The following is a 15,759-nucleotide window of genomic DNA, read 5'->3' as shown; positions in this document are numbered from 1 at the left end:
CCTGTTATTTAAATGATACATTAATTCCTGCAGTAATTGTTTTCGCATTAGGATATTCGATCAGATCGGCTCTGGTTAAATTCCTTTCCGGATCGCTGAACTTGAAGTTTGAAAAGGTTAAATAATTTTGTGCATTCACAAATACCTTTAACACATCAATACCTGCTTTATTGAGCCATTTATTGGGAAAGGAATAACTGATCTGCACATTTTTCAACCTGAGATAAGAGGCATCCCTTACCCAAAAGCTCGAAGTCTGAAAGTTTTGAGGATAGCCATTCGATGTAGTTAAACGTGGTAAAGAAGCTCCTGTATTGGTTGGCGTCCACGAATCGGTAAGCCAATCTTTCGTTACACCTGCACCATTTTTAAACGGTTGCGCCAAATTTCCGGTCAGGTAAGTATCCACATCCTGCAAGCCCTGAAAGATGAAACTGAAATCCCACCTTTTATAACCAAAACCACCAGAAAAGCCATAAACAAATTTTGGAATACTATTACCGATTACCACACGGTCGTTATTATCAATCACACCATTTCCATCTACATCTTTATATTTCAAATCGCCCGGAACCGTACCTGCATTTTGAAAAGCATGTGCTTTCACTTCGTCAGCACTTTGAAAAATCCCATCCGCCTGTAGTCCAAAAAAGCTATCAATTGGCGATCCTTCCTGAATAATGGTATTGCCGCTATAATATTTCTGTCCATTTACATTGGTGACTTTGTTTTTCACATAGGTTAGATTAGCGTCTAGATTATATCGAAGATCTTTTACCGAATCTTTAAAACCAAGTGTGATTTCAAAACCACGGTTGTTTACAGCACCGATGTTTTTTACAGGTCCGGCTAAATTACCTACCTGCCCGGGAACGCTGATCTGCCTTAGAATTTTCGAAGTCTGTTTATCGAACAAATCAACTTCAAAAGTCAGCTTGCTTTTAAAAAAGCTGCCCTCTAAACCGATATCGCTCATGGTGGTGGTTTCCCAGGTAATGTTGGGGTCGCTTAGCTGCGTAATGGCTGCCCCGCTTACAATTGTTCCGTTAAAATTGTAGTTCTGCCCCAGGGCGATGGCATCTACATAACTGAATAAAGGCACATTTTGATTGCCCAACTTGCCATATGATGCTCTAAGTTTTAAATTGCTAAAAATATTTAAATCTTTAATAAAATCTTCTTCACTGGCTCTCCATCCTGCTGAAAATGAAGGAAAAAATCCCCACCTATTGTCTTTGGCAAATCGTGATGAACCATCATACCTAAAATTCGCCTCGAACAGGTATTTTTCGTTGTAATTATAGTTGAAACGACCAAAATACGATTGTAACCTCGAAGCGCCAGAGGTACCTGTAACCTGAGGTGATGTACTCCCGGCATTCAGTTCGGTTAAGTCATTGCCCAGATAACCCTCGTTATAGGCAGAAAAATTACTGTCATCAAAACGCTCTAAACTAAATCCAGCCAATGCACCAAAATGGTGTTTATCAAGCGAACCTTCCCAGTTTAAAGTATGAAAATTGGTAATATTAATATTGTTCTGACTGATTTGTCTAACTCCTCGTGCAGGTGTATTGCCAATAGGTGTTACCACTCCTGTTTTCGGATTGGTTAGGTTAATAGCCGGATAAGAATATTTGTTAATACCATAAAGCAGGTTGGCTCCCAATGTGGTTTTATACCTGATGTTAAATGGCAACTGATATTCTAAAAATACATTGGCCATAGTGCGGTACTGGTTGTTTTTATTAAAACCTTCGTTTGCCAATGCTACGGTATTTCTAAAGAAATTATGTCCGGGAACACGAATCCATTGATCGGCATAAGTACCATCTTGTGCATAAGCCGTTTGGAAAGGCAAACCCCGGTAAGTTAAACCCATTAAACCACCTTCACCATTGCCATCATCGGCACTATAGGCACTTTCTTTACTGTTCCAAAAGTTAGCGGTTAAACTTGCACCCACCTTTAGGTTTTTGGTAATATCAGAACTGATATTCGAATTTAAGGAATAACGTTTACCCGATGAGGCAATTAAAATACCATCCTGATCTAAATAACCCAGCGAGATAGAAAAAGCTGTTTTTTCTGAGCCACCGGATATACGGAGGTTATGCTCCTGGATGGCTGCATTGCGAAACATGATATCGAACCAATTGGTATTTGGATAAATAATTGGGTCAGTACCGTTTCTATATTCGTTAATCAAGGCTTCACTGCTTTCGGCAGGCTTGCCCTCATTAGCCAGGGCACGGTTTTTACCGATCATGTAATCGACTGTATTGGTTACCACATCAGGAAACTGCGTGGCTTTTTGCGAACCTGCATAAAAGTTATAATCGATAGAAAATGTTCCTTTTTTACCCGTTTTCGTTTTCACTAAGATTACGCCATTTGCTGCACGGTTACCGTAAATGGCCGCAGAAGCTGCATCTTTTAAAACGGTTACACTTTCAATATCGTTTGGATTAACATCGCCCAAGGGGAATTCAATGCCATCAACCAGCACCAGGGGGTTGTTATTATTTAATGTACCTGCCCCGCGGATGCGAATGGTTGCCGCATCGGCCCCAGGCCTGCCTTTGGTTTGGTTAGTAAAAACGCCCGGCACATTTTGAAGTGCCTGAGTAGCATTGGTAATCGGCCTGTTGGCCAATGTTTTCGCATCTACAGTGGCCAATGATCCGGTGAGGTTAACCTTTTTTTGTGTGCCATAACCTACCACCACCACATCATTTAGTGGATTGTAGTCTTCTACAAGCTCAACTGTAATCTGACTTTGGGTAACCACCACTTCGCTTTGTTTATACCCAACGAAATTAACCAATAAAGTAAAAGGGAACTTTTGCCCGGTAATTAAACGGAACTTTCCTTCCCTATCGGTTGATGAGCCATTGGTTGTACCTTGAATTTTAACTGATGCGCCAATTAAGGTTTCTTTGGTTTTTGCATCAATTACAGTTCCAGATAAAGTGGCATTAATAGTAGGTTCTGTCGGGTTTTGTGCTTGTGATAGTAGCGGGATGCATGAAAATAATACAGGTAATAAAATGCGGCATGTTTGCCTGAGGCCCAACCGAAAATTGGACGTAATACTTTGTAAAGCCAAAGCCCCTTGTACGGGATTGACTTTCTCAAAATTTTGCATAACTTTGAAATAGGTGATTTGAACTGATTTGAAACAGGTGCAACGCCAATTGAATTCCTGTTTCGTTAATTTTGCCGGGGGAAAATACTTATGTATTTTCCTTTTTTTTGCTCTTACTGCACGAGTAGAAACAAGCAATTCTTTTTAAATTACCAGCAACAATACATTCTGTTTAAAGTTATAAATAAGGGGCTCGGTACGAGGATAGATTTCGTAAACTCTTGTTTCATAATGATTATATTTTCGGCAAATATAATTTTTTTTGAATAGACTACAAATTTACTAGACTTTTTATTTTACTTGCTCAAACCGGCTCAGATGCAGAATTGTAAACACTAAAATACAACTATGTAATATATTTACGAATATTTTTTTTCTTTAGGCTAAGATTTTATAATTTAGCGGATGTAAAATTGGTGCGGCTGATAAAATAGATGCAGTTAGCAAAACTTTACGCGTTAGGCGCGAAAGCAATTAATGTAGTGAGGTCTGGAATACCTGTTCTCTAGAAGAGATGAAATCAAACTGATGAACATTTCTTTGGCAGACGCACCAATTTTTCATTCAATTTAGGTTAGGCGGCTAAATTGCAATACCGAAATGCCTTTGTGCCGTTTAAAACTCGTACTAAAATTAGTAGTTTGTTCAAAACCCAATAATTCAGCTATTTCATCAACCGTATAATCACTGTGAAGCAACAATTCTTCTGCTTTGCGCATAATGTGATCTTTGATGAGTACTGACAGGCTTTTTCCAAGCACACGATCTAAAAATTTATTCAATTTACCAGCACTCATCCCCATGCCTTCTGCATAAAATTGAATGGATCTTTCTTGTTTATAAAATTGTTCTAAAATGGCCCTAAACCGCAATACCTGTTGCAAATCATCTAAAGTTATAGCAGCAAGATAGCCATCTAAACCAGCTGTAAAACCCAGAAATAATGATAAGTATTGTGCTAAAAAGGGCATATCTTTTTTAATATTGATTTCTCTTTTTAGCTGATCGAGTAAACTGTAAGTTTTAGTTGATTGGTGCGAATCGAGATCCCTGAAAGATAAATTTAAAAAGAGGTTCTTAGCCTGGGGGTCTAAGTGTTGAAGTAAAAATTCGGCATATAAGAAACTGCTAAAACTGAGCCAATAACCTGATGTAATTTCTCCATCGAGCCTAACCAGGCCTTCTTCCGGAATAAAAAAAATCCTACCTTTTAACAGGGGATAATCGCCAGAATTCATGCACAAAAAGCCATTTCCCTCGCGTACAATCAACATACGCATAGGGTATATTGCCTGCAACGCGCGTTCTCTTTTAAAAAAACCGCTAATTGGCTCCAGCTGTATCATAAAACTTAAGGATAAACAACAGTAAGATCAAATTTATCAGATTTGGTTACAAGTTGCTAAAATAATTTATTATAATGATAAGACGCTATCTGTAATACAGACTAATGGATTAATCATTAAATCATCATCAATCTTTCGGTTCAAGAATTAACACATTTATTGCAATTGATAATATTTGATGCAATTCAAAAGAAACTTTTAACCCCCTTCTTAAATTAAGTCCATTTATGGAGTCGTTTTGATAAAACAGAACTTCTTCTCCAATATTGCTCCTGATTTTCCCAAAACCCTCGGTTTCATTATAATAATCTATTGTACCCATTTCTTTTGTCACCATTTTTCGACACTCTTGCGTTAACTATTGTATAGTTCGCCAAAAAACTGTGCCAAATAATTATAAACTGATTAGATGATAAAAGAACATCCTATAATATTTATCTATGCAGATAGCACAATCACCTTAATGGCCTCAATTCCATTTTGTGTAAATTCAATATCAAACTGAACAATATTATTGGGTTTTATCGGATCGACTACACCATGGGCAAAAACACTCACTTCCCTCCCTCCATTGGATGGTATAATACTGCCAACACCTTCTTGTTGATTATAAAACTTTACTGTACCTAACCTCATCGAACTACTGAATCAATTTAACATTAACCGCATTAGGGCCTTTTTTCCCTTGTGCGATTTCGAACTCTACCCGATCATTCTGGCTTATTTTATCAGTTAAGCCTGTAACGTGAACAAAAACTTCTTCTCCGTCTTCTGTTATGATGAAACCAAAACCTTTAGATTCATTATAAAATTTTACTGTTCCTTGCATTTTATTTAGATTTTATACAATAAACATACAAAAAATCAAAAAGGTTTAGCTATTAAATAGATTTCTGCACTAAACCCATAGATCAAGCAATAATAAATGATGATTAGTGTTAGGATAAACAAAGCGTATATAATAAAAAAAAGCCGAAGACAGCATCCACAACTTTCCTATTTGAATATAATAGCTAATAAACTGATTTGAATTAAAAAACCGATAAAACAAGATTTTGCCAGCATCGAATCTCGATTGGCATACAACAGATATAACAAGCTGTTAGCCTGCATTTATCACTGCATAGTTCACCGATCCTAAATGATAATATAGGATTGATGTAAATACCAGAAATGAATTCTTTTTTTATTCGGATACCGAATTTTGCCGCTTCATCAATAAACCATTCAAGGAGAAAAGTTTCTCCTGAAAAAAGTATTTGAAAATTGAACTAACCCTTTTTTCCGCTAAAAATCACAAAGAAAACACTAAAACCACCTAAAAGGAAAACTATTCCAAGAATCAAATTTACTTTATCGCCCATTCTCTAATTTACAGATTAAAATGACAATGACAATAGGCTGACACAAAATAATTTAAAAAAACAACTTAAGGTTGTACGATTTGAATTTAATTAATTTTTACAAAGGTTTTGATGAGTCTTGTTTGAGATGATATAACTGCTCATTAACCCGATCATGGGTTTAAGTTTATAGGGACTGAGCACTGGAACTCACATTTAAACTTGATCATAAATAGCATAAAAGGGACACTTTTGACAGAGATTATGCAAGATTTTAAAATCGAAAGCTTTATTATATTAAGGTCTTGGGTCTGACCCTAAGTTTAGAAACACCCATTATATTTTTAGCAACCACTCCTCTTTTAGTAATAGCAGTATCAAATTCAACTGTACTCCCAACATATAAACCTTTCGCTTTGCAATCTACTATATCAAAATAAATGCTTTCTAAAACCAAATATTGAGAGATTAAACCAAAACCCCTTTCTTTATTGTAAGCTGTTATTACTCCAGTCATCGTATTATTTTTAGAGTGTAATCTATATAAAAATAACATTATCAACACAATACCAATTCAATAGTAGAGATTCTGAAAGAAAAAATAGATAAGATTAATAAATTTGTTGATGAATGGATTTCAATTAAAAACGTTTGATTTAAACACCAACGGAGCAATCTTTAATAAATTAGTACAGTCCCACTATACTTCCTCCCGCTTAAGTTATATTAATCTTTGCATATCATGAAAAGTTAACCAGATATAGTTAACTCAGTTATGTGCTTTATTCAATCAATCCATCATTCTATAATTCTCTCAATAAATAACTAATCGATCCTAATATTATTCGCATAAATTTTGATACAATACTTCAGGCTATAAAACTATATCCTATATTTATTAAAAATCCATCAACCAAATAAATGAAAACAACTTTTACCGTACTGTTATCTGCCATTGCATTTGTATTTATATCGGCAACAACACTAAACAAAAATGTTTACGAGAGCAAGGCTTTCGAATTTTTCCCCATACATAAAATAGACACACCAGATCAAGACCGTTTTGTAAAAGTTACCCTTGCACAAGGAGAATTTACAGAGCCTACTGAAATGACCATCCTCCCTAACCTGGATATTTTGGTAGCACAACGCAGAGGTGAAGTGTTGATTTATAAAAACCAGACCAAAAAAATTAAAGAGGCTGGTAAACTCGATGTTTATTTTAAAACCAGTACTCCGGATGTGAATGCAGAAGAAGGCTTATTGGGTATGGCTGCAGATCCAAAATTTGCAGTTAATAAATATATCTACCTTTTCTACAGTCCTTTTGATAAATCGGTAAATCGACTATCCAGATTTAAGTTAATAAACGATCAGATTGTAAAAGCATCAGAAAAGGTCATTTTAGAATTTTATTCTCAACGCGAAATCTGCTGCCATACCGGAGGATCTATTGCTTTTGGATCTGATAATTTATTGTATGTATCAACAGGCGACAATTCCACTCCTTTTGATGTACCCAAACAACAATATGTTAATAAAGGCTATGCCCCGCTTGATAACAGAAAGGGTTTAGAACAATACGATTCCAGAAGATCGGCTGGAAACACCAACGATTTGAGGGGTAAAATTTTAAGGATCAAAGTAAATGAAGACGGCACTTATAGCATTCCGGATGGTAACCTTTTTCCGAAAAATGATCCAAAATCTAAACCTGAAATTTATGTAATGGGTAATAGAAACCCTTACCGGATTTCAGTAGATCAAAAAACAAATTTTTTATATTGGGGAGAGGTCGGCCCTGATGCATCCAACGATGATGATTTGAGAGGTCCCAGAGGTTATGATGAAGTAAACCAGGCCCGTAAAGCAGGTAATTTTGGCTGGCCATTATTTATAGGCAATAATTATGCATATAAAGCTTACGATTATACTAATGGAGCAAACGGAGATGCATTTGATCCTGCAAAGCCAATTAACAATTCGCCAAACAATACAGGCCTGGAACAACTTCCACCCGCGCAACCAGCATATATCTGGTATCCTTATGGTGAATCGAAAGAGTTTCCACAGGTTGGTGCAGGTGGCCGTACAGCAATGGCTGGCCCGGTATATTATGCTACAGCGAACTCACCTTACCCGGCTTATTATAACGGAAAGCTAATTATTTATGAATGGGTACGTGGATGGGTAAAAGCGGTAACCATGAATGCACAGGGTGATTACCTGAGCATGGAACCTTTTATGGCTAATGTTTCTTTAGCAGCACCAATTGATATGGAGCTGGGCCCTGATGGAAAGTTATATATCCTCGAATACGGCAAAGGCTGGTTTACCAAAAATCCTGACGCTGCAATTACCAGAATCGATTACCTGAAAGGCAACCGCCCACCAACAGTTGAAAGCCTGAACATTGCAAAAACAAGTGGTTTACTTCCTTATAAAATGACCGCAACTGTTACGGCGAAAGACCCTGACGGAGATGCTTTAACTTATATTTGGAGCCTGGGAAAAGGAATTACCAAAACTACAACCACACCAAGTTTACAATATACCTTTACCAAAGTGGGCGAATATCCAGTAAGTGTTACTGTAATTGATAAAAGTAAAGCTTCTGTAAAAAGCCAGGTTGTACCTGTTTTTGCAGGGAACGAGCACCCCACTGTAAATATTGACTTAACTGGAAACAAGAGCTTTTATTTCCCTAATAAACCAATTGATTATAAAGTTTTAGTAAGCGATAAAGGGGCTAAAGTAAATAATAACCGCATATACATTTCAAATACTTATACAGAAGGAACCGATTTAGCTGGTGCACAATTGGGGCACCAACAGGCAGCACAAACTATGGCTGGCAGAGCACTGATGCTGAAATCTGATTGTAGCACCTGCCACAAGGAATCGGCTGTTTCTATTGGGCCCGCTTTCGATAAAATTGCAGCTAAATATAAAAACGACAACAAAGCGGTTGATTACCTGGCTTCAAAAGTGATTGGCGGGAGCCATGGCGTGTGGGGAGAAGTACCAATGCCTGCGCATACCGCAATGAAAGAAGCTGAAGTGAAAAAAATTACGGAGTGGATTATGACTTTGGGTAACAAGGAAGCCGTTAAAGCATCACTCCCAACCTCTGGAAAAATTGTTCCGCCAGCAGCAACCGATAAAAAGAAATCGGTACTAACCTTAAAAGCAACTTATACCGATGCAGGTGCTGCAGGTTTAAAACCTTTAACCACAACAAATCTCATCAATCTTAAAAGTAGTACCATTGATGCTGACGACATTAAAGATTTTGGAGGTTTTGAGCGAAAAGATGTTTTTGGTGGAGAAAAACTGGTTTTAACTAAGGATAACGGCTGGTTAGCCATTAAAAATATCGACTTAACTGGTATTTCTGGATTTGGTTTCTCATTCTTAAACCTTGATCAAGGCGCTGATGGAGAGATCGAAATCAGGTTAGATGACAGCAAAGGCATTATGATTGGAAAATCTACTTTCAGGAAAAGTATTCCAATCAACATGCTTTCGGATGGAAAATTCCATTCTATCTATTTTGTGTTTAAAGAACTAAAAACCAACGATAAAAAGAACAGGCCAATTATTCAATCAATTACTGTAGAGCCTAAATAAGTCTATAAATAAAATTATTTTGATGTTGCGTCATTCCCGCGAAGGCCTATCGTGTGGACACATCTTTTGGTTTGGTTTTTTTATACGTTTTGCTAGCTTGCTTTAATAAATTACAGGTTTTACCGAAGAACGCCGTCAATCCCAAGGGCCGGGAAAATCAAAAAAACAGGAGTAGTTCATTACAATTAGCACGAACAAACCTGAAACGCAGTGGTTTTGTGTTCATAGAGTCTAATTTAAAGTGCTGAAGAGAATTGAACACAAAACGAAGTGCCTCTGTTTTTTTGATGTGAATGAGGCTTGTGTTAAAGGCCCCTTGCCGGATTGACAAAGCGCTTTGGGTACTTTGGCGCTCCAAAGTACCATGCCCCCGCGGCAAAGAGCGGAAAAATCAACATTTGTATCTAAAAATTAGTTTTTAGAACCAGAATCTTTTAATAGCAGGAAAGATGCTGAAATAAATTCAGCATGACGATCGCCTTAAGAAAAGAGGTTATAAATACAAATCTAGGTTAACGAAGATGTGTCCACACGATAGGCGAAGGCGGGAATCTTAATGCAAGTAGAACACAACTAAAGCATTAAGATTCCCAATCAGGTTACCAACGACAGATTCTAAAACTGGCGTCATCTCGACCGAAGCAACTGCGGAGCGGAGAGATCTTTGGACTATGTTAAAAGATCTCTCCACTGCGGTCGAGATGACGATTTATCTTACCTATCATCCAACTCCTTTGTTTTTTGCTAAAAAACTGACCTTTGGAATGACGCATCTACAAAGTACTACTCGCCAATTAAGCACTTTGGGCTTTTTTTGTAAAAAAAAGTGATTTAATACCCTTCATTAAATCAGCAATAATATCTTTGCAGCAAATCCTGATGATTTCCATGCAAAACATTAAAAACATTATTTTCGATTACGGAAACGTGATATTTGATATCGATTTCAGAATTGCTCAGGCATCTTTTCAAAAGCTAGGCATTACCGATATTGAAAATTTCTTTGCCCACAAAGCACACAATCAACTATTTGATGATTTTGAAACCGGGGCAATTTCTCCGGCCGAATTTAGGACGGGAATTAGAAATGCCGCAGAGAAACCTGAATTAACCGACCAGCAAATTGATGATGCATGGAACAGCCTGTTAATTGGAACCATACAGCAAAACCACGATTTACTGCTTGAAGTAAAAGAAAAGTACCGTACTTTTTTATTAAGTAACAACAACGAAATCCATTACGACTGGATCATCAATTACCTCAAAACCACTTTTGAAATCAATAATTACGATGCGTATTTTGAGAAAGCTTATTTTTCTCAGCACATGAAACTGCGCAAACCGAGTACCAATATTTTTGAACAGGTATTAAAAGAAAACAACCTCGATCCGGCCGAAACCTTATTTATCGACGATAGTCCGCAACATATTGAAGGTGCTAAAAAAGTTGGATTAAATGCATTATTAATGACCGAAAAACCGGCACAACTGGGCGCCTTTTTAAAAGCGAACGGAATTTTGTAAATTAGTATATGTCAGAAAAAAAGTTTAAATCGTTAAAAGAGTTCTACCCTTTTTACTTGTTGGAGCATACCAATACCACATCGCGTATTTTACATTTTATCGGTACCGGATTGGTTTGTCTCGCCTTTTTCACAGGCTTTCTTTTTCATAATTGGCATTTCTTTCTGGCCATACCTGTATTGGGATATGGTTTTGCCTGGGTTGGGCATTTCTTTTTCGAGAAAAACAAGCCTGCTACTTTTCAGTATCCAGGTTATAGTTTAGTAAGTGATTTTATCCTGTTTTACGATTTGTTAACGGGCAAACAATCTTTTGTGGTGAAGAAATAATCCTCCTGGCATGTTCTGAGCACTACCCGTTCATCTTAAACTCGATTGAAGCGGCATCCTTTTTGGCTGTCACCCTGAGCGAAGTCGAAGGGCAGCCAAAAAGATACAGCGCAAAGCGAGACTGCATACCCCCAAGTATTACTGCATGTTCATTTCCAAAAAAATAATGAACTAATTATATACATGAAAGATGCTGAACTAAATTCAGCATGACGATACGAAAATAAAAAACAATCGCTCAACCTAAACTCGATTGCAGCGGCATCCTTTTTGACTGTCACCCTGAGCGAAGTCGAAGGGCAGCCAAAAAGATATAGCGCAAAGCGAGACTGCATACCCCCAAGTATTACTGCATGTTCATTTCCAAAAAAATAATTAACAAGAAAGATGCTGAAATAAATTCACTGTTGTCCGGAGAAATTATTTTTTACTTATAAAAAAGGGTAGCGATTAAAGCTACCCTTTATACTGTTATATTTGAGTTACGACACTTAAATCAACAGCATGAGCAAAAATACATTTTTTACCGGACAGCCGATCTTAAACCAGCTATTAAGTTTGATCGACCGGAATTCTGTGAGGTCATTGTCACGCCGTGGCGGTTACGACCATTATTATAAGTATTTTGATACTTTTTGCCACTTGGTTACAATGCTCTATTGTAGCTTGAACAATTGCACCAGCACCCGTGAAGTGGTCAGCGGGATGCACGCATGCCACTCCAAGCTTCTTCATTTGGGTATAAGCAGCCCCCCGGCAAGAAGTACCCTGTGCGATGCTAACAGTAAAAGGCCATTCGATGTTTTTCAACAGATTTACGAGCTTTTATACAAACGGCACCGGCATCTTTTACCGGACAGCCGATTAAAACAGTATGATAAGCTCTTTATTGCGGATTCATCCACCATCACGCTTTTCCAACGGATACTCGATGCGCCCAGCCCTGGGAAGATGAACGGAAAAAGAAAGGGCGGGATCAAGGTTCACACCCTGATCGGTGCAGCTGAGCATGTGCCCTTAAAAATCAGTTTTACTGCCGCTAGTGCGAATGACATGCCCTTCCTGAAAGAGATAGACCTTGAAGAAGGGTCATTTATTGTTTTTGACAAAGGTTATGTGGATTATTCGGAGTATGAGAGGATTGGAAAACAGGGCGCTTTTTTTGTCACCAGACAGAAAAAAGATGCAAGATATGAAATCGTTGAAAGTAGGGAACTGACCCTGCAGAGCATGGCGGCAGGTGTGCAGAATGACCGGATATTGATACAGGGTACGCGTACGCAACGGGAAAAGATCAGGCTGAACGTACGTATGGTTACCTTTTTTGATGCGGAATCGGGACGAACATTCGAATTCCTAACCAACAATTTCTCCCTGTTGCCCGAAGAGATCGCAGAAATATACAAAAAGCGCTGGCTCATCGAGGTGCTCTTCAAAAGGGTAAAGCAGAACTTTCCCCTTAAATATTTCCTTGGGGACAATGAAAACGCAATCAAAATCCAGATATGGTGTGCTTTTATATCCGATCTGCTGATAAAAGTTGTACAGGTACAGCTCAAAAGAAAATGGGCATTTTCCAATTTAAGGTCAATTATCAGGCTACACATGATGAGCTACATTAGCTTGTACAAATTCCTCAACAATCCTGAAAAGCTAAGTATGGGAAAAGGTAATAACAACCAGCTAAAATTGGGGGCCTTGGAAATAGATTTTAAGACATAAAACACCTCTAGAATGCGGATAAAACTTGTTTTATCGTTAAAATCTATTTTTACCGGACAACAGTGAAATAAATTCAGCATGACGATGAGAAAATAAAAACAGTTGGCAATTTTCAATTGGCAGTATCTATTACCGCCCAAAACTGAAAAAACCAACTGCTAACTGAATACTAAATTACAGTTTTCTTCTTTTTAATTCTCTTTCAATCAATCCCAACTCACGGCCTGTTTGTCCGGCCACTGAAGTATTTTCTTGTGCTCTTCTGAATAAATAAGGCATTACCGCTTTAATCGGTCCGTAAGGAACATATTTTGCTACATTATAATTCGAATCGGCCAGATTAAAACTTAAATTATCACTCATCCCTAACAACTGGGCAAAATATACATGAGGGTGATTGTGCGTAATATTTTTTTCCTCTAAAAGGTAAGTCAATAAACGGCTGCTATCTTCATTGTGCGTTCCGGCCACAATGGCAATGTCTTCAATATGATCAACACAATAACGCAAAGACTCATTGTAATCATGGTCTGATGCTGCCTTATCTGGCTGAATTGGTGAAGGGTAGCCCATTTCTGCTGCGCGTTTACGTTCTTTTTCCATATAGGCACCACGAACCATTTTCACGCCCAGAATAAAACCATCCGCTTTAGCAATTAAATGGTCGGCTTTCATATCGGCTAACTTATCATGACGGTACATTTGGTAAGTATTGTAAACAATAATCCGTTCACGGTTAAATTTACGCATCATAGCTAAGGCCAATTCATCGATCGTATCCTGAATCCAGGTTTCCTCCGCATCGATCATAATTGGCACACCTTTATCGAAAGCTGTTTGGCAGATCTTTTCGCAGCGTTGTTTCACCTTTTCATACTCAACCTTTTCGCTGGCATTTAGCGCTTCTTTAGCATCCAGTTTTTGCAATAAGGCAAAACGGCCAATTCCGGTAATTTTGAAAACCGTAATCGGAATTTTGGGATCACCATCAGCACGCATAATGGTACGGATAATTTCGGCACAGGTTTCGTCAAAAACCTGTTCTTCCTCTTCTCCTTCTACCGAATAATCTAAAATGGTACCTACCCCACCTTTATGCAGTTGTTCAATGGCCTTATCACATTCGGCAATGGTTTCGCCACCACAAAATTGCTGAAAGATGGTTACTTTTATTGCGCCTTGAATGGGCAAGCCGATATTTAAAAAGAAATTGGTAATAGCTGGGCCAACTTTAGTAAGAAAATTACTGCCAATCATTTTAAAAAGCCAATATGCTTTTTTTAGTTCGGTATTAGATTTTTGGCGGAAAGCAATTTCCGTATTATCGAAATTCGGTTGTTTGTTGGGGGATAAATCCATTTTTATCTATTAATAAGTCAGATTGGTGCAAAATTATAAAAAGCATTCATTGTTAAAACTAAAAACCTCTAAATAATCGTATTTTTGCACAAAATGATACAATTCAAATTAGAGGGCGAATTTATTCCATTAATCCAGCTGTTAAAAGCTACCGGATTAGTTGGCAGTGGCGGTGATGCCCAAACCGTTGTTGAGGATGGTTTAGTAAAAACTAACGGCGAGGTCGAATTCCGCAAACGTTATAAGGTTAGAGTTGGCGATATTATTACTTTTGGTGAAAACAAAATAGAAGTTATTTAATGGAACCACTAACCAGCGCAGGCCACACCTTATATTTCGAAAGCAGTTTAGCAGCACTAAAAACACTTTTAGAAAGCAACAAATACAGCAAAGTTTTTGTACTTGCTGATGAGCATACCAGCGAAATTTGCTTACCCCTGTTCCAGTCGCTATTAGATGATTATGCAGAATTTGATCTGATTGAAACTTCGGCAGGAGAAGAAAACAAAAACATCGATTTTTGTATTGGTATCTGGAAAACCCTTTTGGATTTTGAAGCTGACCGCAAAAGTTTGATGATTAATCTAGGTGGTGGTGTGATTACCGATATGGGTGGATTTATTGCCTCTACTTATAAAAGAGGGATTGATTTTATCAATGTACCCACTACCCTTTTATCGCAGGTTGATGCTTCGGTAGGTGGCAAAACCGGTATTGATATCGATAATGTAAAAAACATGGTGGGTACTTTTACCTTGCCACAAATGGTTTTTATCGAAACTGCATTTTTAAAAACATTGCCACAACGCGAGCTTTTATCGGGCTTTGCTGAAATGATTAAACATGGCCTAATTTATGATAAGCCTTATTACGAAAAATTAAAAGGAAGCAACTACTTAACTCCTTCTGCCGAAGACATTTACCGCTCAGTAGAAATTAAAAACGAAGTGGTTACCATCGATCCGCATGAGAAAAACCTGCGTAAGATTTTAAACTTCGGACACACCATTGGGCATGCCGTAGAAGGTTATTCTTTGGCAAACGACAAAAATCCGTTAACCCACGGTGAAGCAATTGCCATTGGTTTTGTTTGTGAGGCTGCATTATCGATCAAAAATAGTACGTTAACAAAAGAAGAACTGACAGATATTAGCGAATATATTTTATCATTATATCCTAAATATCATATTAAAAAGGAAAGTTTTGATACCCTTTTAGCATTAATGCAAAGTGATAAAAAGAATGAAGATGGAAACATTCTATTTTCACTTCTAGAAACAACAGGTAAATGCACGTTTAACTGCCGTGTAAGTACAGCAGATATTTTAAGCAGTTTAGATTATTATAACAGTTTGTAA

General features: G+C 37.6%; 13 protein-coding genes. 6 read left to right on the top strand and 7 right to left on the bottom strand.

The features are described 5' to 3' along the window. Positions 1 to 4: 4 nt before the first annotated feature. The 6 genes from QF042_RS11065 to QF042_RS11040 form a co-directional block, all read right to left on the bottom strand. Complete coding sequence (locus QF042_RS11065; RefSeq protein WP_307528233.1) at positions 5 to 3,148, bottom strand: TonB-dependent receptor; 3,144 nt, start codon at positions 3,146 to 3,148, stop codon at positions 5 to 7. Positions 3,149 to 3,717: 569 nt separating this feature from the next. Further along, positions 3,718 to 4,494: an AraC family transcriptional regulator gene (locus tag QF042_RS11060; protein ID WP_307528232.1), complete on the bottom strand. Its 777-nt coding sequence runs from the start codon at positions 4,492 to 4,494 to the stop codon at positions 3,718 to 3,720. Between the two features lie 127 nt (positions 4,495 to 4,621). After that, positions 4,622 to 4,831 (bottom strand): hypothetical protein, encoded by a 210-nt coding sequence (locus tag QF042_RS11055; RefSeq protein ID WP_307528230.1) that lies wholly within the window; start codon positions 4,829 to 4,831, stop codon positions 4,622 to 4,624. A gap of 101 nt (positions 4,832 to 4,932) precedes the next feature. After that, positions 4,933 to 5,130, bottom strand: coding sequence for a cold shock domain-containing protein (locus QF042_RS11050; RefSeq protein ID WP_307528228.1), 198 nt, complete (start codon positions 5,128 to 5,130; stop codon positions 4,933 to 4,935). Positions 5,131 to 5,134: 4 nt separating this feature from the next. Beyond that, positions 5,135 to 5,323 carry a cold-shock protein gene (locus QF042_RS11045; RefSeq protein ID WP_307528226.1) on the bottom strand — a complete coding sequence of 63 codons (189 nt, stop codon included), beginning with the start codon at positions 5,321 to 5,323 and terminating at the stop codon, positions 5,135 to 5,137. Positions 5,324 to 6,129: 806 nt separating this feature from the next. Beyond that, entirely contained in the window at positions 6,130 to 6,354 is a 225-nt protein-coding gene (locus QF042_RS11040; protein WP_307528224.1) for a cold shock domain-containing protein, read from the bottom strand. A 404-nt stretch (positions 6,355 to 6,758) separates the two neighbouring features. Here QF042_RS11040 and QF042_RS11035 point away from each other — a divergent pair, with 404 nt between their 5' ends. The 4 genes from QF042_RS11035 to QF042_RS11020 all read left to right on the top strand — a co-directional run bounded on the left by QF042_RS11035 (position 6,759) and on the right by QF042_RS11020 (position 13,042). Beyond that, positions 6,759 to 9,467 (top strand): PQQ-dependent sugar dehydrogenase, encoded by a 2,709-nt coding sequence (locus QF042_RS11035; RefSeq protein WP_307528222.1) that lies wholly within the window; start codon positions 6,759 to 6,761, stop codon positions 9,465 to 9,467. Positions 9,468 to 10,355: 888 nt separating this feature from the next. After that, entirely contained in the window at positions 10,356 to 10,991 is a 636-nt protein-coding gene (locus tag QF042_RS11030; protein ID WP_307528219.1) for an HAD family phosphatase, read from the top strand. Between the two features lie 8 nt (positions 10,992 to 10,999). Beyond that, positions 11,000 to 11,320, top strand: coding sequence for a DUF962 domain-containing protein (locus tag QF042_RS11025; protein ID WP_307528217.1), 321 nt, complete (start codon positions 11,000 to 11,002; stop codon positions 11,318 to 11,320). 504 nt (positions 11,321 to 11,824) lie between these two features. After that, positions 11,825 to 13,042, top strand: a complete 1,218-nt coding sequence (locus QF042_RS11020; protein ID WP_307528216.1) for an IS4 family transposase — start codon at positions 11,825 to 11,827, stop codon at positions 13,040 to 13,042. A 174-nt stretch (positions 13,043 to 13,216) separates the two neighbouring features. Here QF042_RS11020 and QF042_RS11015 read toward each other — a convergent pair whose 3' ends face one another. Next, positions 13,217 to 14,401 carry a proline dehydrogenase family protein gene (locus tag QF042_RS11015; protein WP_307528214.1) on the bottom strand — a complete coding sequence of 395 codons (1,185 nt, stop codon included), beginning with the start codon at positions 14,399 to 14,401 and terminating at the stop codon, positions 13,217 to 13,219. Between the two features lie 93 nt (positions 14,402 to 14,494). Here QF042_RS11015 and QF042_RS11010 point away from each other — a divergent pair, with 93 nt between their 5' ends. Further along, positions 14,495 to 14,701, top strand: coding sequence for an RNA-binding S4 domain-containing protein (locus QF042_RS11010; protein WP_307528212.1), 207 nt, complete (start codon positions 14,495 to 14,497; stop codon positions 14,699 to 14,701). Continuing rightward, positions 14,701 to 15,759, top strand: coding sequence for a 3-dehydroquinate synthase (gene aroB / locus QF042_RS11005; protein WP_307528210.1), 1,059 nt, complete (start codon positions 14,701 to 14,703; stop codon positions 15,757 to 15,759). Before QF042_RS11010 ends, aroB begins: the two co-directional genes overlap by 1 nt.

It is taken from the genome of Pedobacter sp. W3I1 (assembly GCF_030816015.1).
Lineage (GTDB): Bacteria > Bacteroidota > Bacteroidia > Sphingobacteriales > Sphingobacteriaceae > Pedobacter.
This window is presented reverse-complemented; position numbering and strand designations above follow the sequence as displayed.

Excerpts from the sequence above, each read along its gene's own strand:
- aroB (WP_307528210.1), top strand. The coding sequence starts at position 14,701 with ATGGAACCACTAACCAGCGCAGGCCACACCTTATATTTCGAAAGCAGT.
- QF042_RS11065 (WP_307528233.1), bottom strand. The coding sequence starts at position 3,148 with ATGCAAAATTTTGAGAAAGTCAATCCCGTACAAGGGGCTTTGGCTTTA.
- QF042_RS11025 (WP_307528217.1), top strand. The coding sequence starts at position 11,000 with ATGTCAGAAAAAAAGTTTAAATCGTTAAAAGAGTTCTACCCTTTTTAC.
- QF042_RS11020 (WP_307528216.1), top strand. The coding sequence starts at position 11,825 with ATGAGCAAAAATACATTTTTTACCGGACAGCCGATCTTAAACCAGCTA.
- QF042_RS11045 (WP_307528226.1), bottom strand. The coding sequence starts at position 5,323 with ATGCAAGGAACAGTAAAATTTTATAATGAATCTAAAGGTTTTGGTTTC.
- QF042_RS11035 (WP_307528222.1), top strand. The coding sequence starts at position 6,759 with ATGAAAACAACTTTTACCGTACTGTTATCTGCCATTGCATTTGTATTT.
- QF042_RS11010 (WP_307528212.1), top strand. The coding sequence starts at position 14,495 with ATGATACAATTCAAATTAGAGGGCGAATTTATTCCATTAATCCAGCTG.
- QF042_RS11015 (WP_307528214.1), bottom strand. The coding sequence starts at position 14,401 with ATGGATTTATCCCCCAACAAACAACCGAATTTCGATAATACGGAAATT.
- QF042_RS11040 (WP_307528224.1), bottom strand. The coding sequence starts at position 6,354 with ATGACTGGAGTAATAACAGCTTACAATAAAGAAAGGGGTTTTGGTTTA.
- QF042_RS11060 (WP_307528232.1), bottom strand. The coding sequence starts at position 4,494 with ATGATACAGCTGGAGCCAATTAGCGGTTTTTTTAAAAGAGAACGCGCG.
- QF042_RS11030 (WP_307528219.1), top strand. The coding sequence starts at position 10,356 with ATGCAAAACATTAAAAACATTATTTTCGATTACGGAAACGTGATATTT.
- QF042_RS11050 (WP_307528228.1), bottom strand. The coding sequence starts at position 5,130 with ATGAGGTTAGGTACAGTAAAGTTTTATAATCAACAAGAAGGTGTTGGC.
- QF042_RS11055 (WP_307528230.1), bottom strand. The coding sequence starts at position 4,831 with ATGGTGACAAAAGAAATGGGTACAATAGATTATTATAATGAAACCGAG.